Raw genomic sequence first — 20,426 nt, 5'->3', positions numbered from 1 at the left:
GGGGGCACAGACATGCTTGGCCGCATCGCCGCGTTCGAAATCCGCTATCAGTTGCGCAGCCCGGTATTCTGGGTGGTGTTCGCGCTGTTCTTCCTCCTCTCGTTTGGCGCCATGGCCTCGAGCCAGATCTCGATCGGCGGCACGCCCGACAATGCCTGGCAAAACGGCACGCTGTCCCTGGCGATGACCCAGGGTGTGATGACCATCTTTGCGCTGTTTTCCACCACGGCATTCGTCGCCAACGTGATCGTGCGCGATGATGACAGCGGCTTTGGCCCGCTGGTGCGGGCAACCTCGGTGCGCAAGGGCGATTACCTGTTCGGCCGCTTTGCCGGGGCCTATCTCGTCTCGCTGCTGGTCTTTGCCGCGGTGCCGCTGGGCAGCTTCGTCGGGTCGCTGATGCCCTGGCTCGATCCCGAAACGATCGGGCCCAACCGGCTCGGCACCTATCTGCGCCCCTTCGTGCTGGTGGCGATGCCCACGCTGTTGTGGAGTGCGGCGTTTTTCTTTGCCGTGGCCACGCTCACCCGCTCGATGATGGCAACCTATGTGGCGGTGGTGGCCAGCCTGCTGATCTGGGGCGTAACGCGCGGCATCCTCGCCAGCCATCCCGATCTGCGCACGCTGGCGGCGCTCACCGATCCGTTCGGCGTTGTCGGCATCGCGCTCGAAACCCGCTATTGGACGCTGGCGGAAATCAACGCGCAGCCTTTTCCGTTTTCCGCGCTCATGCTGGAAAACCGCGCCATTTGGCTGGCCGTCACCGTTGCAGCGCTGGCCCTGGCATGGTGGCGTTTCAGCTTCGCCACCCCGGCGGCGAGCAAGCGCCAGTTGCGGCGTGAGGCACGGCGCGCGCGCAAGCTGGCTTCTGCTGCGCCCAGCCGGGTAAGCCGGCTGCCCGATCCTGACCAGGCCCGCGCGCAATGGCCGCGCCTGATCGCGCGCATCACGTTCGAGGCGCGGATGATCCTGCGCAGCCCGGCGTTCCTGGTGCTGGTGGCCGTGGGCGCGATCAACGCGCTGGCGGCCTTGAGCTTCAGCGACAGCATGTATGGCAGCAAGAGCTATCCTGCCACGTTCCTGCAGATCATGGCGCTGCGCAGCGCGTTCACGCTGGGGCCGATCGTGATCGCCGGGTTCTATGCCGGCGAACTGGTCTGGCGCGATCGTGAGCGGCGGATCAGCGCGATCATCGATGCCAGCGCCTTGCCCAGCTGGGCCTTGTTGCTACCCAAGGTGCTGGCGCTGGTGCTGGTGCTGTTCATCACCGTGGCGCTGGGCACGCTGGTGGGCATTGGCGTGCAACTGGCCAATGGCTTTACCGCGATCGCGCTGGGGCAATATCTGTGGTGGTACTTGGTGCCGACCACGGCCGACATGGTGTTGCTGGCCGGCCTGGCCGTGTTCCTTCAGGTGGTTTCGCCCAGCAAGTATGTCGGTTGGGGCTTGCTGCTGGTGTGGTTCGTGTTCGGCATCGTCGCCTCGGCGATGCATTGGGACCACCCGCTCTACCAATATGCCTCGAGCGTGCCCAATCCGCTGACCGACATCAACGGCGCGCGGGTGGGCTGGGCCACCAACTGGTGGCTGCGGCTCTATTCGGGGCTGCTGCTGGTGGCGCTGATGGCGGCGGCGCATCTGCTGTGGCCGCGTGGCGCCAACGATGGCGTCGGTGCGCGCAGCCGCCAGGCGCTGCGCCGGCTGCGCAGCCCGGCCGGCGGCCTGATCCTGGCCGCGCTGGCCGGCATGGCGGCAACCGGCGCCTGGCTCTATTATCAGATGGACGTGCGCAACCATTACGAGAATGGCGCGCAGCAAGAGATCGACGCGGCCACCCTCGAAAAGCTCTATGCCCGCTATGAATATGCGCCCGAGCCGAGCGTCACGCATATCGCGCTCAAGGTCCGCATCGATCCGGCCACGCCGCGGATGGATGCAGAGGGCACCTATGACCTGGTCAACAGCACCGGCGCGCCGCTGTCCACCGTGCACCTGATGCTGCCGCAGCACGATCGCGATGTCCTGGCGCTGACGATCGATGGCGCGCGGGTGAGCCATGACGATGATCGGCGCCAGGTGCGCTTCTTCACGTTCGATCACCCGCTGGCGCCGGGCGCCACCACGCGGCTGCATTTCCGCGTGCGGCGCTGGCAGCAGGGTATCAACCCGCTGGGCGACGATACCCGCCTGCTGGCCAATGGCACGTTCCTCGATTCCAGCGAGATCGCGCCCACGATCGGCATCCAGCGCGCCGCCATGTTGAGCGATCCGGTCAAGCGCCGCGAACACGGGCTGCCGGCAGAGCACCGCATGCCCAAGCTGGAAGACCAGGGCGCGCGGCGGTTCAACTATATCGCCAACGCCAGCTGGGTGACGAGCGACATCACCGTCACCACCGCCGCCGACCAGGTGCCGCTGGCGCCGGGCGATAAGGTGGCCGACGCGGTGGCGGGCGGGCAGCGCACCGCGCGCTTTGTCTCGCGTGTGCCCATCCTCAACTTCTGGTCGATCCAGTCGGCCCGCTATGCGATCGACACCCGCGATGCCGATGGCGTGCAGGTCTCGATCTATTACGATCCCCAGCATGCCTACAACGTCGCCCGCCTGCAGCGCGCCGCGCGCGTGGCGCTGGGCTATTATCGCAGCAATTTCGGGCCTTATCAGTTCGATTATGCCCGCATTGTTGAATTCCCCGGCTATGCCAGCTTTGCCCAGGCCTTTGCCGGCACGATGCCGTTTTCGGAATCGATCGGGTTCCTGGGTGATTTCAGCGATCCCGACAAGATCGACTACGCCACCTATGTCGCCGCGCACGAGTTGTCGCACCAGTACTGGGCACACCAGGAAATCAGCGCGGAAATGCAGGGCGGCACGATGATGGTCGAAACGCTGGCGCAATATTCGGCGCTGATGGTGATGAAGCAGCTTTACGGGCCGGACAAGATCCGCCGCTTCCTGCGCTATGAACTCGATCGCTACCTTTCCTCGCGCGGACGGGAAGCGGTGGAGGAAGTGCCGCTGGCCCGCGTCGAAGACCAGCCCTATATCCACTATCGCAAGGGCGCGGTCGCGCTCTATCTGCTGCAGGACCGCCTGGGCGAAGCGCGGGTCAATGCCATGCTGCGCCAGATATTGGCGCGCTATCGCTTCCAGGGGCCGCCTTATTCCACCTCGATGGATCTGGTGCGCGGCTTCCACGCGCTGGCGCGGACGCCGCAGGAACATGCGCTGGTGCGTGATCTTCTGGAAACCATCACGGTGTGGGATTTCAAGGCGGACAGCGCGAAAACCCAGCGCCGCGGCGATGGCACCTGGCAGACCACGCTGACGCTCACCGCCAGCATGGTGCGCGACGATGGCAAGGGCGCCAGCACCCCTGTGCCGCTCGATCAGGATGTCGATATTGGCCTGTTCACCGCGCAGCCGGGCGAGGGCGCCTTTGGCAAGGCCGATGTCATCACCATGGAGCGCCACCGCCTGCACGACGGCACCAGCACGATCGTGCTGACCAGCCGCCGCAAGCCGGCCTATGCCGGGGTTGATCCCTACAACACGTTCATCGACCGCAAGAGCGATGACAATGTCATCGCCGTCACGGGCGGCTGATGATCCCCTGTCGCCCCATGCCGCGCTTGCTGGCGTGGCGTGGGGCGCCACTGCTTCACGGCCCGTCGCATCGCCTTTGCTGCTTCATCGCGCGTTCAGCCCGATTGCGGAGATTTCCCGCGCAAACAAGCACAAGGAGCGATATCCATGCCAGGATTTCCTAAGTTTGTGATCGGTGCGGCAGCGTTGAGCGTAGCCGGCGCCTGCGCGGCCCAGGCTGCAACCAATGATCTGCACACGATGCTGGTGAACCTGCCCGATGGCACGGTGGCGCAGGTACAGTACCACGGCGCTGTCGCGCCGCGCATTGCGATCCAGCCGGCGGCCGCGATGGACGCTGGCGTTGATCCGGCGGCCGACGAGCAGGCCTTGATGGCGGCTGATCCCTTTGCCCACATGGCGCTGGTTTCGGCGATGCTCGATCAGCAGGCCGCCGCGATGATGCAGCAAGCCGCGCTGATGCAGCGCGCTGCCATGGCCCAGGGCACTGCCGCGCCGGCAGACGGCATGCCGGGCATGACGGTCGCGGGCATGACCAACCTGCCCAAGGGTGTGCACATGACCTATGTGTCGAGCACGACCGACGCTTCGGGCTGCACCCGCACGGTATCGTACAGCTCTGAAGGCGGCGCGCAGGCGGCCCCGCGCGTAACCCAGGCGGCGTCCGACAGTTGCAGCACGGTCAAGCCCAATAGCCAGGCAATCCCCGCCAAGGCTGAGGCACCGGCCGTTCCCGCGCCCGGTGTCGGCCAGAAGGTCTGATCTGCTGCCAACCGGCGCACGGCGTGGAACGATGGCCGCACGCAGGCGTTAAAGCCCTTGAATTTCCCCAGATCGAAAGGGCGCCCCGTGATTGGCAAGATCGTTTCCGCCGTCGTCGGCAAGAAGATTGCAGAGCGCACCGCCGGGATGAGCGAAGGCAGCGGCGCATTGCTTGGCGTGGCTGCTGCTACCGTGCTGCGCCGCCTGGGCCCTGTAGGCTTTGTGGCGGCAACAGCCGGTGGTCTGCTGGCCAAGCGCTACATGGCCAAGCGCCAGGCTCGCCGCGCTCCCGCCGTTTAATGTGATACCCATGCAAGCCCCCGTTCCGGCATCAGAGCGGGGGTTTTGCTTTAATTGAACGTACCCGTTTCATTTTTGGCGTCTGTTGCCGGGCGAAGCCGTTTGCTGCTTTGTCCGGGCGACCGCGCGCGCCTGCCGCCGGTAAAAGGACCATGACCATGACCAAGCCCCCCAAGTCTTCGCCCGCGCAGAGTAATGCGCTGCATGATCATCAGCCCGGCGCCGGAAACGCAGGATACGAAACCCGCGCCGGCAGTGGCGGGGAAACGCATCAGGATGCAGCGACGGGTGCCCCGGCCGATGGCTATCTGACCGACAATTTCGGCCATCGCCTGGCCGACAACCAGAACAGCCTCAAGGCCGGCGCGCGCGGCCCGGCGCTGTTGGAAGACTTCATCCTTCGCGAAAAGATCTTCCACTTCGATCACGAGCGCATCCCCGAGCGCATCGTCCACGCGCGTGGATCGGGCGCGCACGGCGTGTTCGAAGTGACCCGCGCGATCCCCGAACTGACCAAGGCCGGGCTGTTCCAGGAAAAGGGGAAGACCTGCCCGGTGTTCGTGCGGTTTTCGACCGTCGCGGGCGGGGCTGGCTCAGTCGATACCCCGCGCGACGTGCGCGGCTTTGCCGTCAAGTTCTACACCGACGAAGGCAACTGGGACTTGGTTGGCAACAATATCCCGGTGTTCTTCATCCAGGATGCGATCAAGTTTCCCGACCTGATCCACTCGGTGAAGATGGAGGCGGATCGCGGCTATCCCCAGGCGGCCAGCGCGCATGACACGTTCTGGGATTTCGTCGGCCTGATGCCGGAATCCATGCACATGATCATGTGGGCGATGAGCGATCGCGCCATTCCGCGCACGCTGCGCACGATGGAAGGCTTCGGCGTCCACACGTTCCGCCTGGTTGATGCCAAGGGCAAGGGCCGCTTCGTCAAGTTCCACTGGAAGCCGGTGCAGGGCCTGGAATCGCTGATCTGGGACGAAGCCGTCAAGATCGCTGGTGCCGATCCCGATTTCCACCGCCGTGACCTGTATGAAGCGATCGACAGCGGCGCCTATCCCGCTTGGGAGTTGGGTGTGCAGGTGTTTGACGAGGAATGGGCGGCGAAGCAGCCCTATGACGTGCTCGACGCGACCAAGCTGGTGCCCGAGGAAGACGTGCCGGTGGAAATCGTTGGCCGCATGACCCTGAACCGCAATGTCGACAATTTCTTTGCCGAGACCGAGCAGGTGGCATTCCTGCCCACCAACATTTTGCCGGGCATCGATTTTTCCAACGATCCGCTGCTGCAGGGCCGCCTCTTTTCCTACCTCGACACGCAGAAATCGCGTCTCGGCACGACCAACTTCCACCAGATCCCGATCAACGCGCCCAAGTGCCCGTTCCACAACATGCAGCGCGATGGCCTGATGCAGACGCTGGTGCCCACCGGCCGCGCCAATTACGAGCCCAACTCGCTGAATGAAGCGGGCGAAGCCAGCGGACCGCGGGCCGATCCGGATAGCGGGTTCACCTCGTTCCGGGAAAACGGCGAGCGCAACGATCCCACCGAAAAGCTGCGCGTGCGGCCCGAGCTTTTCGCCGATCACTATAGCCAAGCTGCGCTGTTCTTCCATTCGCAGACCGAAAGCGAGCAGGCGCATATCGCCTCAGCCCTCGTATTCGAACTGTCGAAGGTGAGCCTGGAGCACATCCGCAAGCGTGTGCTGTCGCGCCTGCGAAATGTGGACGAGGAACTGGCCAGCCGCGTGGCCAAGGGCCTGGCGATGGACCTGCCGGAAAAGGCACCCGCCGCGCGTGCCGTTACGGCGATGAAGCCGTCAGATGCGCTGTCGATCCAGAAGCAGGCCCGCAAGACCTTCGAAGGCCGCAAGGTGGGCATCCTGTTTGCGGACGGATCGGACAAGGCGGCGATCGACACGCTCAAGAAGGACATTGAGGGTGCCGGCGGATCGGTATTCCTGGTGGCGCCGAAGGTGGGCGGCATTGCCGTCAAGGGCGGCACGCTCAAGGCCGATGGTCAGCTTGATGGTTCACCCTCGATCATGTTCGATGCCGTCGCCTCGGTCCTGATGCCCGAAGCGGCAGCCGAACTGGCGCGCCAGGGCGCGGCGGTGCAATGGTTCATGGACGCCTATGGCCATTGCAAGACGATTGCCCACTGCCCCGGCACCCAAGTGATCCTGGACAAGGCCGGTGTGGAAAAGGACGATGGCGTGGTGCCCAACGAAGACCTGATCAAGGTGGGGCCGGTGCGCCATTTTGCCCGCGAGCCAAAGGTCCGCGCCCTGGCTTGATCCCGCAAGCGGTAAAAGAGTGAAACGTTACCATCACCCCGGATCAAATCCGGGGTGATGGCCGTTGTGATTTCTTGAATTTTCATTGTGCCGCCGACCCTTTAGACAGGATGAGCCGATCATGACTGAGCCCCAGACCCCGGAAGCCAAGGCACAAGCGATCGAGGTGCCCGAAGCAGCCGGGGGATGGGGATCGCTGGAAGGGATTGCCGCCACCGAACTGTCGCAGCGGGCGGGCCCCGGCGCGCTGGAAACACTGGCGCATCTCAACAAGCCGGATGGCACGGCCTGCACCTCGTGCGCGTGGATCAAGCCGCCGACGCCGGCCAAGTTCGAGTTCTGCGAAAACGGCGCCAAGGCAACGCTGTGGGACCTGACCAGCGCGCGCTGCACGCCCGAATTCTTTGAACAGCACACCGTCCGTTCGCTGTGGGGCCTGAGCGCCAATGAACTTGAACGCGAAGGCCGCCTGACCGAGCCGCTGCGCTATGACCCTGCCAGCGACCGCTACCTGCGCGCCAGCTGGGCAGAAGCCTTTGCCGCGATCGGCGCGCGGCTGCGCCAGATCGATCCTGCGGCGATGACCTTTTACGCCAGCGGCAAGGCGGCGCTTGAGCCGAGCTATCTCTACGCCGCATTCGCGCGCATGCTGGGGCACAACAACCTGCCCGACAGTTCCAACATGTGCCACGAGACCACGTCGGTCGGTCTCAAGAAGGTGATCGGCTCGCCGGTCGGCACGTGCCAGCTGGAAGACCTGGAGCAGTGCGACGCGATCTTTTACCTGGGTCAAAATCCCGGCACCAATTCGCCGCGCATCCTCCATCCGCTGCAACAAGCGGTGAAGCGCGGCTGCAAGATCGTGACGTTCAACCCGCTCAAGGAAGCGGGGCTGGTCGAATTCGTCAATCCGCAAAGCCCGCTGGAAATGCTGACGGGCAAGGCGACGCGGCTGAGCCATCTTTACCTGCAGGTGCGTCCTGGCGGCGATATCGCCGCGCTGATGGGCGTGTGCAAGCATGTGCTGGCGCGTGCCGAGCGAGAAGCGGGCCTGCTCGATCAAGGGTTTATCGACGCACATTGCCATGGTTTCGAGGCTTTCCGGGCCAAGCTGGATGCTACCGGCTGGGACGCGCTGGAGGTGGCGAGCGGTGTGACCCGCGCCGAGATGGAAGCAGCCGGCGATGTCTATGCCGATGCCAAGGCGGTGATCGGCATCTATGGCATGGGGCTGACCCAGCAGGTGCACGGCAGCGAAGCGATCGGCATGCTGGTCAACCTGCTGCTGCTGCGCGGCAATATCGGCCGTCCCGGTGCCGGCTGTTCGCCCATTCGCGGCCATTCCAACGTGCAGGGCCAGCGCACCGTGGGCATTACCGAAAAGGTGGCCCTGGCGCCGGTGGAAACCTATCGCACCGTGCTGGGGCTGGAAACCCCGCCGCAGGATGGGCACAACACGGCCAAGTTCCTGGAAGCGCTGCAGGCCGGCAAGAACCGCGCCTATGTTGGATTGGGCGGCAACCTGGCCATGGCCGTGCCCGATCACGGCCAAATCCATGCCGCCTGGCGCGAGATGGACCTGACGGTGCACATCGCCACCCGGCTCAACCACACGCACCTGTTGCCGGGCAAGGAAAGCTGGATCCTGCCCTGCCTGGTCCGCTCGGAAGAGGATATCCAGGACAGCGGCAACCAGTTCGTCAGCATCGAGGACAGTTTCAGCCACATCTATAGCTCGATGGGCAAGCGCAAGCCGGCAAGCGAGCACCTGCTGAGCGAGACGGCGATCATCTGCGAACTGGCCAAGGCCAGCCTGCCGGAAAACCCGCGCTGGCAGTGGGACGCATGGCGCGGCGATTATGCGCGCATTCGCGATCTGATCGCGCGGACCTATCCCAAGGAGTTCTTCGACATGGACCGGCGCATGCATCAGCCCGGCGGGTTTTTCCGCGGCAACGATGCCCGCCGCCGGGTCTGGCATACCCAAAGCGGGCGGGCCGAGTTTACCGACCCCAGCGTACTCAACGCCGGCCCGCAGGATGAGGCAGACGATACGCTGCGCCTGGTCACGCTGCGGTCGAACGACCAGTTCAACACCACGGTCTATGGCATGAACGACCGACTGCGCGGTCTTTCGGGAGAGCGGACCATCGCGTTGATGGCGCCGCAGGAAATCGCCCGGCTGGGCTTGGCTGAAGGGCAGCGCATCACCCTGGTGACGGCCGCCGATCCGGCCACGCGCCGTGCGGTGGGCGGGCTCAAGGTCGTGCCCTATGACCTGCCGGCGGGCACGGTGGCGGGCTATTTCCCCGAACTCAATGCCTTGGTGCCGCTGTCGCTGCGCGAAAAGCTGTCAGACACGCCGGCATCGAAGGGCGTGCCGGTCAGGATCGAGGCCTGACCGGCCGCATTCCGGCCGCCGTCAGGCGGCCGGTTCGGATGCCGGTGCCTCGCCATGCGCCACGGGGCAGCCTTGCTGTGCTGCCACCCGGAAATCAGCCGAATGACGATAGGCGCGCTGGCGCGCGCGGTTGATACCGCCGAGCGGACGGTGCGCCTCCAACCCGTTCCACGGCGAAAAGTGCAGGGTTTCATCGATCCGCTGCACCTTGTCGGCGCTCCAGCTGTCCTGCGGTTCCACCCGCAGCGTTGCTACCTGGACGAAAGGCGAGACCTCCTCAGGCCATTCCACACTGGCATCTTCCACCGGCTGGCGATCGAGATCGCGCAGCAACTGCACTTCGAACGCCCATTCGCCGGTCAGGTTCGTGGCGTCCTCGCGGATAGTTTCACGCAGGCCATCGGGCCGGCCGCTGGTGTCGATCACCTGGCCCGACAGCGCGGTGAGCGCGGGGGAAAGCGGGCGCAGGCGGAACTTGGCAACGTGATAGCCATAGCGGAACGGGGTGGTGGAGAAATAGGTTTCGCCCAGCGGGTGAACCTGCGGCGCGCCGCCCATGGCGGCCAGGGTACCTGATTCCAGGCCGACCTTGCCCAGCGCGCTGTTGATGAAGCCCAGCACAGTTGACAGCGCCACCTTGGCACCCGGCGCGCGATCGGTGGTGGCGGCCAGCAGCTTGAGCTTGCCGGCAAACTGATCGGCCCGCGCGGTCGCAAATACCGGGCTGTTGACGAACAGGAAATCCTGCGCGTCATCCTCGGCAGTGCCGAGATATTCACCCGGCGCCCCGGTAACCTTCAATGCAAGCCCACGGGGCAGCACGACATTGTCATCCAGGATATCACCCGGATTGGTGGAGATGCGCAGCGCCGCGTCATAACGGCCCGCCTGGGCAAACAGCCCCTGGGCAAGCTCGGGCGGCAGGTTGGCATCGACGGTGAACGTGCCTTCAAACAGGCCGTGCGCCTTGGCATGAACCGCGCGCACCGGCCGGCCATAGTCCTGCGCCGTGGTTTCGAGGATATGATCGAACGACTTTTCCAACGAGGCGTCGGTTTCCGCTTCGTTGTCTTCGATCTGTTCGAGGTCAGCAGAGTAGGCGATGGGGGGATTGGTCATCGACGGTATTCCTTTCAAAGCGCAGTGTCTGCGCCGGAAGCGAACGGATCGGGCAGGGCGGGCAGGATCTTGTCGAGCGTGAGCGGGAAGCTGCGCACGCGCACGCCGCAGGCGTTGTAAACCGCGTTGGCAATGGCGCCGGCTGCGCCGCAAATGCCCAATTCGCCCACGCCCTTGGCCTGGAGCGGGCTGGCTGCGGCATCGCGTTCTTCCAGCAGGATCACCTCGATCGCCGGCACGTCGGCATGCACCGGCACGTGATATTCGGCCAGGTCATGGTTGACGAGGTGCCCGTCGCGGGTATCGAACGCCAGCTCCTCTGTCAGCGCGCTGCCGATGCCCCAGACCATGCCACCCAGGCATTGCGAGCGCGCGGTCTTGGCATTGAGCACGCGGCCAAAGCCAAACGCGCCGGTCATCCGCCGCACGCGTACCTCGCCGGTGAACGCATGGACCGCCACCTCGGCAAAAAACGCGCCATAGCTGGCCTGCGAGAATGACTTGGCCGTCTTGCCCGGCTTGATCGTGCCGGTTTCCGCGATGTCTTCGCCGTTCAGCAGATCGCGCAGCGGGCGTGCTGGCGCGTTGCCGCCGCTGGCCATGCCGTCTTTCAGAACCAGTGCATCGGCGTCGCAACCCAGCGCCTTGGCCAGCTTGGCGCGGATCGCCTCGCAGGCATACATCACGGCAGATCCGGTGGAGATGGCGCCGAAGCTCCCGCCCGAACCGGCACCAGCCGGGTGGACGGTGTCGCCCAGCTTCACGTCGACACGCGCCATCGGCAGGCCCAGCATTTCGCCGGCGATCTGGCCGAGGATGGCATAGGAACCGGTGCCGATATCGGTCTGGTCGGATTCCACCACCGCGCTGCCGTCTGCCTTGAGCGTGACTTGTGCCTTGGCCGGCACCATCATGTTGACGCGCGCGGCGCTCGCCACGCCCATGCCGATCCACCAATCGCCGTCCCGCGTCTGGCAGGGACGGTCCTGGCGCGCGCTCCACCCGAACGCTTCAGCCCCCTGTTCCAGCGCCTGTGTCAACATGCGCGACGAATAGGGCGTGCCGGCCACCGGAACTTCGGCCGGCAGATTGCGCTTGCGCAGTTCGATCGGATCAATGCCGATCTTCTCGGCCAGTTCGTCCATCGCCGCTTCGAGCACTTGCATGCCCACCGCTTCACCCGGCGCGCGCACCGATCCGGCGGTCATGCGACTGATCCGCGCCACTTCCACCTTTAGCAGGCGGTTTTCGCCGCCATAAAGGAACTCGGTTGCCTGGGTGACCGGCTCGGCAAACTTTTCCCCGGGCAGGTTGGATACCAGTGCTTCATGCCCCAGGCCGATCAACCGGCCGGCGGGATCGGCCGCCAGGCGCACACGCTGCCGCGTTTCGGAGCGGCGCATCACGGTCTGGAACACCTGTTGCCGGCTCATCACCACGCGCACCGGGCGGCCCAATTCACGCGCGGCGATTGCAGCCGCGACCGCTTCATGGGTGATGCCCAGCTTGGAGCCGAAACCGCCACCAACATAGGGTGCGATGATCCGCACCTTGTCGGCCGAGAGGCCCAGGCAGTCGGCAATTTCCTTCACGTTGTAGGACAGCATCTGATAGCTGCCGTGCAGGATCAGGCTGTCGCCCTGCCATTGCGCGATCGTGGCGTGGGGCTCCATCGCGGCGCTGGCGTGGCCGGGGGTGTCGTATTCCACGTCCACGGAAAAGGCCGCGTCGCGCATCGCCTGGTCAAGGTCACCGCCCTCAACCGGCTTGCTGCTGGATGGCGCTTCCACCTTCACACCCGGCGCGGCCGGATCGAACGGCACGGGATCGCCGTCGGCGTCGGTATAGTCGATCGGCAGGGCCAGGGCAGCGTCACGCGCCTGCTCAAAGGTTTGCGCCACCACCAGCGCCACGGGCTGGCCAAAGTATTCCACCTTCGCCGCATCCTGCTGCGGCGCTTTGGCCGCCATGCCCTGCGCCGGGCGCCGCGTCATCGCCGGATCGGCGATCACCGCGATCACGCCCTCGCGCGACAGCACCGCGTCGCTGTCGATCTTGCTGACCTGGCCCTGGGCTATGCTGGCCAGCACCAGCTCGCCTTCAACGCAGCCATCGATGCGCCATTCGGCGGCATAGGTGGCCGTGCCGCTGACCTTGAGCGGGCCTTCGGGGCGATCGAGCGGCTGGCCGATCACGCCTTGGCGCATCTGGTCGAGCAGATTGCGTTCGTCGGGCTGGTTATACATGTCTGACAGGGGAAGGTGCATGGTGTTCAACCCTTCGTCGCTTGGGCCAGCGTCGCGGCCAGGGCCCGCGCGGCAAGGGGGATCTTGAAATCGTTGGCGCCAAACCCGCGCGCCTGGCGCAGCAGGATTTCGGCAGCCTGATCGAACAGGGCGGGAGAGGGCTTTTCCCCTACCAACGCCGCTTCCACGGCGCTGTCGCGCCACGGCACGGTTCCGAGGCTGCCAAAAGCCAGCGCACAGCGCGCGATGCGGCCTTCTTCCATGGTCACGTCGGCTGCGACGGACACCAGAGCAAACGCATAGGATGCGCGGTCGCGCACCTTGCGATAGACCTGAACACCGCCGGTCGGCGCGGGCAGGCGCACTGCCGTGATCAGCTCGCCGGGCTGCAGCACGTTGTCGCGCGTGGGGTCATCGCCCGGCTCGCGGTGGAACATCGCCAGCGGAATCTGACGCGGGCCGAACGGGCCTTCGGTCAGGACCACGGCATCGAGCGCGAGCAAGGCCACGGCCATGTCGCCAGGATACGTGGCAATGCAGCTATCGCTGGTGCCGAGCACGGCATGGATGCGGTTGAACCCATCGCGCGCCGCACAGCCGCTGCCGGGCGCGCGCTTGTTGCAGGCCTGCGTGGTATCATAGAAATAGCCGCAGCGGGTGCGCTGGCACAGGTTGCCGCCGGTGGTTGCGCGGTTGCGCAATTGCGGGCTGGCGCCGGCCAGGATCGCCTGGGAAAGCAGCGGCCAATCCTGGCGCACGCGCATGTCTGCCGCACAATCGGCATTGGTGACGAGCGCGCCGATGCGCAGGCCCGCGCCATCGGGCTTGATGTCGTCAAGCCCGGTGCGGCGGATCGAGATGAGGCGTTCGGGTGTTGCCACCTGCAGCTTCATCAAATCGACCAGGTTGGTGCCGCCGGCAATCGCCGTCGCGCCCTGGCCCATGGCGCTGAGCGCGGCCGCTGCGTTTGCGGCATGATCGAGAGTGAAGGGCTTCATGCCAGCGCCTCCGCCCCGATGACTTCTTCCAGCGCGGCGATGATGTTGGAATAGGCACCGCAGCGGCAGAGGTTGCCGCTCATCCGCTCGCGCAGTTCTTCGGCGGTGGGGATGGGACGGGCGGCCACATCGGCGCTGACCGCGCTGGGCCAGCCCTGGGCCAGTTCGGCCATCAGCGCTTTGGCCGAACAGATCTGGCCGGGCGTGCAATAGCCGCACTGATAGCCATCATGCGATACGAACGCCTTCTGCAGCGGGGCAAGCGCGTCGGGCGTGCCGATGCCCTCGATCGTTTCGATACTGTCGCCGTCATGCAGCGCGGCCAGCGAAAGACAGGAATTGATGCGCTTGCCATCGACCAGCACGGTGCAAGCGCCGCACTGGCCATGATCACAGCCCTTCTTGGTGCCGGTCAGGCCCAGGTCGTGGCGCAGCCAATCGAGGAGAGTGCGGCGGGGGTCTTGGGGCAGCGTCTGCGGCTGGCCGTTGACGTGCGCGGTTGGCAAAGTGGGGGCCATGGCCGGAAGCGGTCCTCGTCTTGGGGGAGAATGTGCGGTTCGAACGCGCAACAGGCGGCAACGATCCTGCACCGGGCAGAAAGGGCAGCGGCAGCCGCGCGCGCAGGGCTTGCCGCGCGCGGCGTGGCGTGTGAGGGAAATTCCCATCATGACCAACCCGATCCTGGCCACCGACAGCTACAAGCACAGCCACTTTCGCCAATATCCACCCGAAGCGCGGGTGATCAGCGCCTATGTGGAGGCGCGGGCCGGTGGGGCGAGCGACGTGGTCCTGTTCCTGGGGCTGCAACCCTATCTGATCGATTACCTGGGCCGCGCGGTGACCGGGGCGGATATCGACGAGGCCGAGGCCGTATGCGCCGCGCACGGCGTGCCGTTCAACCGCGCTGGCTGGCAGGCGATCGTGGATGACCACGGCGGCCACCTGCCGCTGGAAATCCGCGCCTTGCCCGAAGGCAGCGTGGTGCCGGCGGGTGTGCCGCTGGTGCAGGTGGAAAATACCGATCCGCGCATGCCCTGGCTTACCACCTTTGTCGAAACCGCGCTGCTGCGCGCGGTGTGGTATCCCAGCACGGTTGCCACGATGAGCTGGCAATGCCGCCAGGTGATCCGCGCCGGGCTGGAGCAAACGAGCGAGGACGTGGACGGGCAACTGCCGTTCAAGCTCCACGATTTTGGCGCGCGCGGGGTGAGCAGCGGGGAAAGCGCCGGGCTGGGCGGCCTGGCGCACCTCGTCAACTTCCAGGGCACCGACACGATGGAAGGGCTGCTCGCCGCGCGCCGCTATTACGGGGCAGACATGGCCGGCTTTTCCATTCCGGCGGCTGAACACAGCACGATGACCAGCTGGGGCGAAGCGCGCGAGGCAGATGCCTATCGCACCATGCTGGACGCATTCGATGGCCCTGGGCGGCTGGTTGCCGTGGTATCCGACAGCTATGACCTGGACGCGGCAGTGCAAGACATCTGGGGCAGCACGCTGCGCGACCATGTTCTGGCCCGCCAGGGTACGCTGGTAGTGCGCCCCGACAGCGGCGATCCGATCGAAACCCCGCTGCGCACGATTGCCAAGCTATGGGATGCCTTTGGCGGCACGACCAACGCCAAGGGCTTTCGCGTGCTCGACCCCCATGTGCGGGTGATCCAGGGCGACGGCATGACCGCCGAAACCATCGGCCGGTTGATCGAGCGGCTGATCGCGGCAGGCTTTGCCATCGACAATATCGCCTTTGGCATGGGCGCCGGCCTGTTGCAGAAGGTCAACCGCGATACGCTGCGCTTTGCCATGAAAGCCAATGCCATGCTTGATGCGCACGGCGTGTGGCATGACGTGTTCAAGCATCCTGCCACCGATCCCGCCAAGGCCAGCAAGGCCGGGCGCCAGGCGGTGGTGCTGCGCGATGGCGCGATGGTCGCCGCGCGGCGCGATGCGGTGGCGCCCGGTGATGACCTGTTGGTGCCGGTGTGGCGCAATGGCGAAATGCTGGTGCGGCATACATTCGACGCCGTGCGCGCGCGGGCCAAGGCAGGATTGGGTGGGTAGCCGCTCATGCAAAAGATCAAGCGGGACCCCGGACTTGATCCGGGGACCAGCTATTCCGTTTGAAATAAGCAAGCGCATGCGGGCGCGTGGAACTCGCTCGTACGGTTTTGGAGCTTAGCGGTCAATTTCCGGTGCTGAAGCGCGACGACGGGCTCGCACTGGATGAATTACATAAAGGATTATGACAAGCAAGTTGGCTAGTCGCAGGGTCATTTCGAGCGGCTTTCCTACCGCGGATCGAACGACAAAGTGCATTGGGAAAAGAAATTGCCCGATGAACACGGCGCAGAGTGAAATGCCAATCGCAAATCTTGTGCTGCGCTTCCAAGAAAACCTGACAGAAAAATACAGAATCGCGAATAAAATGAATTGCGACATTGCGCCGAAGATATCGGTCATAACGTTTTTCCTGCGGCTGGAGAACCTATCCTAGCGCAGTTTGCAATCCACGCAACTGGCCGCATCCCAGCGCTCAAACGCCGCTCCATCGCTCACACGCTGATCGGCGCCGGCGCGAAGCCTTCGGTGCCGAAGACGCGCAGATAGCGGGCGATTTCGGCTGGATCGCCGGTGGCCTTGGCGGGGTTGTCCGATAGTTTGACTGCGGGGCGGCCATTGGCGCTGGTGACCTTGCAGACCAGCGAGATCGGTTCGAGCGCGGTATCGCCATCGGGGGCGCAGCCGCGGAAATCGTTGGTGAGATTGGTGCCCCAGCCAAAGCTCATCCGCACGCGGCCGTGGAAGTGGCGATAGGTCTGCTCGATCGTGTCCACGTCCATCCCGTCGGAAAAGATCAGCAGGCGCTGGCGCGGATCGACGCCGTGCGCCTGCCACCAGGCGATGATCTGCTCGCCAGCGGGAATGGGCGGCGCGCTGTCGGGGCGAAAGCCGGTCCAGCCGGCCAGCCAATCGGGCGCGTGGCGCAGGAACGCGGTGGTGCCAAAGGCATCGGGCAGGGCGATCAGCAGGTTACCGTTGTAATGCTGGCGCCATTCTTCCAGCACGCGATAGGGCGCGCGGGCGAGATCGGCATCGCTTTGCGCCAATGCCGCAGCAACCATCGGGAGTTCATGGGCATTGGTGCCGATCGCCTCGAGATCGGCGTCCATCGCCAGGAGCACGTTGGACGTGCCGATGAAGCGCTCGCCCAGGCCTTCTTTCAGCGCCTCGACGCACCAGCGTTGCCACAGGAAACCATGGCGCCGCCGCGTGCCGAAATCGGAAAGGACCAGATCGGGCAGGGTGCGCAGCCGCTCCACCTTGTTCCACAGCTTGGCCTTGGCGCGGGCATAGGTCACATCGAGCGCGAACTTGCCCTTGTCGCGCAGTGCCGCGCGCGAGCGCAGTTCGTTGATGATCGTCAGGGCGGGGATTTCCCACATCGTGGTGTGGGTCCACGGGCCGGCGAAATGCAGTTCGAACTGCCCATCGTGCCGGCGCAATTCGTATTCGGGCAGATGGAAATCAGCCAGCCATGCCAGAAAATCGGGGCCGAACATCTGCTGGCGGCCATAGAAGCTGTTGCCGGCCAGCCAGATCAGCTCTTTCTTGGTGAACCGCACCGTGCGCGCGTGATCGAGCTGCGCGCGCAGTTCCGCCTCGTCGATCACATCGGCCAGGCGCACGCTGGTGGTGCGGTTGATCAGCGAAAAGGTGGTGGCCACATCCGGGTGCACATGCCGGATCATCTGCAGCATCAGCAGCTTGTAGAAATCGGTATCGAGCAGGCTGCGCACGATCGGATCGAGCCGGAAATTGTGATCGTAAGTGCGCCGGGCAATGTCGGTAAACGTCATGCCCTGTCCATACGCCATTGTTCGCGCATGGGAAGATGCGCCTGCCCACCATGCTGTGCGGGCAGGCGCGGAACGTGGTCAGCTAAAGGTCTGGCGCGGCAGGCCCAGCGGGTTGGTGGCCTGCAGCGCGGCGGGCAGCAGCGCATCGGGCAGCGCCTGGTAGCAGACCGGGCGCAGGAAGCGGTGGATCGCCATGGCGCCAACCGAGGTGGTGCGCCCGTCGCTGGTGGCGGGGAACGGCCCGCCATGAACCATCGTGCGGCTCACTTCCACGCCGGTGGGCCAGCCATTGGCCAGGATGCGGCCAACCTTGCGTTCCAGCACTGGCATGAGCGGAGCCGCGAGGGCATGGTCTGCCTCGTCCAGGTGCAGCGTGGCGGTCAGCTGGCCTTCCAGCGCTTCGAGCAGTTGGGCGATCTGGTCGGTGCTCTGCGCGCGGACCACCAGCGACGATGGGCCGAACACTTCCTCGGTCAGCGCGGGATTGGCCAGCAGGTGGGCGGCATCGACGGTGAGCAGGCGCGCGGCGCCCTGTTGCGCATCGCCATCGCTGCCGGCGGCCACCACGGTCACGCCCTCGCTGCCAGAAAGCGTGGCGATCCCCTTGGCATAGGCCGCCGCGATGGCGCCGGTCAGCATGACCTGCGGCGCGACGCCGGCCAGCGCCTGCGCGGCCGAGGCGAGGAAGCGGTCGAGATCGGGGCTGTCGAGCGCGATGACCAGACCCGGATTGGTGCAGAACTGCCCGGCAAACAGGCTGAGCGAGCCGACATAGGCCTTGCTCAGGTCTTCGGCGCGGGCGGCGAGCGCGGCAGGAAACAGCAGGACCGGATTGATCGACGACATTTCGGCATAGACCGGAATCGGCTCGGGCCGCGCGGCGGCCACGGCCATCAGCGCGAGGCCACCCCGGCGCGAACCGGTAAAGCCCACGGCCTTGATCGCCGGATCGGCCACCAGCGCGGTGCCGATGTCGTTGCCTGGCCCCTGGACCAGGCTGAACACGCCGCCGGGCAGGCCGCACTGGGCCACGGCCTCGGCAATGGCTTCGCCCGCCAGACGCGAGGTGCCGGGGTGGGCCGGGTGTGCCTTGACCACCACCGGGCAGCCGGCGGCAAGGGCAGAGGCGGTGTCGCCACCGGCAACGCTGAACGCCAGCGGGAAGTTGGATGCGCCGAACACCGCCACGGGGCCAACTGCAATCGCGCGCGAGGCCAGCGCCGGGCGGGGAAGGGGCTGGCGATCGGGCAGGGCGGGCTCGATCATCGCGCCGGCCCAGGTGCCTTCGCGCACGACCGTGGCAAATAGCCGGAGCTGGCCGGTGGTGCGGCCCAGTTCACCCGCCAGCCGGCCCTGCGGCAGGCCGGATTCCAGCATGGCGCGGGCGATGATTGCCTCGGCGCGGGCTTCCAGCGCGGTGGCAATCGCTTCCAGGAATGCAGCGCGCGCGGCCGGCGTGGTTTCGCGATAGGCATCGAATGCCGCGCCCGCCAGGGCACAGGCCTGCGCGATATCGGCCAGCGGCGTCACGGCAAAATCGCCGTCCAGCGCCTGGCCGGTGGCGGCGGCCACGCCGGTGAAGGTTTCGCTGCTGGTGCGGTTTTCCCCGCCGATCAGATAGGCACCGTTCATGGGCGCAAGTTCCTTTGCCGTTGTGCGCGGCAGGCCGCGCGGTCTGGCCACGGCAGATAGGGTGTTCAGTTTGGTTGCGCTACCATCAATATTGCCCGTGGGTGAGAAAGGCCGTGATCCGTGCCTCTTCATCGGTGATAACCAGCCCGCGCCCGGCCAGCCAGGCATCGTTGAAGCAGGTGGAGGCATAGCGTTCCCCGGAATCGCACAGCAGTGTGACGATCGAGCCCTGCTGGCCGGCGCGGGCCATCTCGCTCGCCAGCCGCGCGCAGGCGATCAGGTTGGTGCCGGTCGATCCACCCACGCGCCGGCCAAGGTGGCGTGACAGCGCCCGCGCCGCCGCGATCGAAGCGGCGTCTTCGACCACTTCCATCCGGTCGATCACATTGGGCACGAACGAGGGTTCCACGCGCGGCCGGCCGATCCCCTCGATCACGCTACAGGCGCCATCCTTGCGCATGATGGTGCGATCGTGCCAGTGGCGGTGAAATACCGAATGGGCTGGATCGGCCACGCAGATGCGCGTGGCGTGGCGGTGATAGCGCACGAAGCGGCCCAGCGTGGCCGAGGTGCCGCCCGTACCGGCACCACACACGATCCACGTGGGAATCGGCGCCGGCTCGCGGCGCATCTGGGCAAAGATGCTTTCGGCGATGTTGTTGTTGCCGCGCCAATCCGTCGCGCGTTCGGCAAAGGTGAACTGGTCCATGTAGTGGCCGCCGCGCTCGTCAGCCAGGCGCTGCGCCTCGCCATAAACGGCATTGGGATCGGCCACCTTGTGGCATTGCCCACCCAGCGCCTCGATCGCGGCGATCTTCTCGGCCGCGGTGGTGGCGGGGATCACTGCAACGAACGGCAGGCCCAGCATGCGCGCGAAATAGGCTTCTGATACGGCGGTGGAGCCGGACGAGGCCTCGACCACGGTCGTGCCTTCGCTGATCCAGCCGCTGCACAGCGCGTGCAGGAACAGCGAGCGCGCCAGCCGATGCTTGAGGCTGCCGGTCGGGTGGCTGCTTTCATCCTTGAGGTAGATGGCAACGCCGGGCAGCGCAGGCAGATCAAGCGGGATCAGGTGGGTATCGGCGCTGCGGGCATAGTCCGCCTCGATGCGCGCGATGGCCCAATCGGCCCAGCGGCGCGGCGCCGTGTCCATTCCGACCGTTGCCATCTGCCGTGCGTGCATTGCAAAAACCCCCTGCTCA

At 65.7% G+C, this 20,426-nt stretch carries 14 protein-coding genes; 6 read left to right on the top strand and 8 right to left on the bottom strand.

Annotated features, from left to right (window positions below):
- Positions 1-12: 12 nt before the first annotated feature.
- The 5 genes from C8K14_RS10180 to C8K14_RS10160 all read left to right on the top strand — a co-directional run bounded on the left by C8K14_RS10180 (position 13) and on the right by C8K14_RS10160 (position 9,372).
- Complete coding sequence (locus tag C8K14_RS10180) at positions 13-3,606, top strand: aminopeptidase (protein WP_107716581.1); 3,594 nt, start codon at positions 13-15, stop codon at positions 3,604-3,606.
- Positions 3,607-3,753: 147 nt separating this feature from the next.
- Positions 3,754-4,368 (top strand): hypothetical protein, encoded by a 615-nt coding sequence (locus C8K14_RS10175; RefSeq protein WP_107716580.1) that lies wholly within the window; start codon positions 3,754-3,756, stop codon positions 4,366-4,368.
- 87 nt (positions 4,369-4,455) lie between these two features.
- Complete coding sequence (locus tag C8K14_RS10170) at positions 4,456-4,668, top strand: hypothetical protein (RefSeq protein ID WP_107716579.1); 213 nt, start codon at positions 4,456-4,458, stop codon at positions 4,666-4,668.
- 158 nt (positions 4,669-4,826) lie between these two features.
- Positions 4,827-6,971 (top strand): catalase, encoded by a 2,145-nt coding sequence (locus C8K14_RS10165; RefSeq protein ID WP_107716688.1) that lies wholly within the window; start codon positions 4,827-4,829, stop codon positions 6,969-6,971.
- A gap of 121 nt (positions 6,972-7,092) precedes the next feature.
- Positions 7,093-9,372, top strand: a complete 2,280-nt coding sequence (locus C8K14_RS10160) for an FdhF/YdeP family oxidoreductase (protein ID WP_107716578.1) — start codon at positions 7,093-7,095, stop codon at positions 9,370-9,372.
- A 21-nt stretch (positions 9,373-9,393) separates the two neighbouring features.
- On the opposite strand, the gene C8K14_RS10155 is transcribed toward C8K14_RS10160, so the two are convergent.
- The 4 genes from C8K14_RS10155 to C8K14_RS10140 are packed head-to-tail and all read right to left on the bottom strand — an operon-like array spanning position 9,394 to position 14,253.
- The gene (locus C8K14_RS10155; RefSeq protein ID WP_107716577.1) at positions 9,394-10,491 is read right to left on the bottom strand and encodes a catalase family protein; all 1,098 of its coding nucleotides are present in this window, start codon (positions 10,489-10,491) and stop codon (positions 9,394-9,396) included.
- 14 nt (positions 10,492-10,505) lie between these two features.
- Positions 10,506-12,758, bottom strand: coding sequence for a xanthine dehydrogenase family protein molybdopterin-binding subunit (locus tag C8K14_RS10150; protein WP_107716687.1), 2,253 nt, complete (start codon positions 12,756-12,758; stop codon positions 10,506-10,508).
- A 5-nt stretch (positions 12,759-12,763) separates the two neighbouring features.
- A complete protein-coding gene (locus C8K14_RS10145) occupies positions 12,764-13,735 on the bottom strand; it encodes a xanthine dehydrogenase family protein subunit M (protein ID WP_107716576.1) in 972 nt (323 codons plus the stop codon).
- Positions 13,732-14,253 (bottom strand): 2Fe-2S iron-sulfur cluster-binding protein, encoded by a 522-nt coding sequence (locus C8K14_RS10140; protein WP_054130375.1) that lies wholly within the window; start codon positions 14,251-14,253, stop codon positions 13,732-13,734. Before C8K14_RS10140 ends, C8K14_RS10145 begins: the two co-directional genes overlap by 4 nt.
- Before the next feature lie 148 nt (positions 14,254-14,401).
- Between C8K14_RS10140 and C8K14_RS10135 the strand changes: the two genes are divergently transcribed.
- Positions 14,402-15,796, top strand: coding sequence for a nicotinate phosphoribosyltransferase (locus C8K14_RS10135; RefSeq protein WP_107716575.1), 1,395 nt, complete (start codon positions 14,402-14,404; stop codon positions 15,794-15,796).
- Between the two features lie 114 nt (positions 15,797-15,910).
- Here the strand turns inward: C8K14_RS10135 and C8K14_RS22360 are convergent, their stop codons facing one another.
- The 4 genes from C8K14_RS22360 to C8K14_RS10120 all read right to left on the bottom strand — a co-directional run bounded on the left by C8K14_RS22360 (position 15,911) and on the right by C8K14_RS10120 (position 20,392).
- Positions 15,911-16,195: a hypothetical protein gene (locus C8K14_RS22360; RefSeq protein WP_133726790.1), complete on the bottom strand. Its 285-nt coding sequence runs from the start codon at positions 16,193-16,195 to the stop codon at positions 15,911-15,913.
- A gap of 92 nt (positions 16,196-16,287) precedes the next feature.
- Positions 16,288-17,592 (bottom strand): nicotinate phosphoribosyltransferase, encoded by a 1,305-nt coding sequence (gene pncB, locus C8K14_RS10130; RefSeq protein WP_054130373.1) that lies wholly within the window; start codon positions 17,590-17,592, stop codon positions 16,288-16,290.
- 78 nt (positions 17,593-17,670) lie between these two features.
- Positions 17,671-19,224, bottom strand: coding sequence for an aldehyde dehydrogenase (NADP(+)) (locus C8K14_RS10125; protein ID WP_107716574.1), 1,554 nt, complete (start codon positions 19,222-19,224; stop codon positions 17,671-17,673).
- A gap of 85 nt (positions 19,225-19,309) precedes the next feature.
- A complete protein-coding gene (locus C8K14_RS10120; protein ID WP_233251014.1) occupies positions 19,310-20,392 on the bottom strand; it encodes a PLP-dependent cysteine synthase family protein in 1,083 nt (360 codons plus the stop codon).
- Between the last annotated feature and the right edge of the window lie 34 nt (positions 20,393-20,426).

Source organism: Novosphingobium sp. GV079 (genome assembly GCF_003058045.1).
Classification (GTDB): domain Bacteria; phylum Pseudomonadota; class Alphaproteobacteria; order Sphingomonadales; family Sphingomonadaceae; genus Novosphingobium; species Novosphingobium capsulatum.
This window is presented reverse-complemented; position numbering and strand designations above follow the sequence as displayed.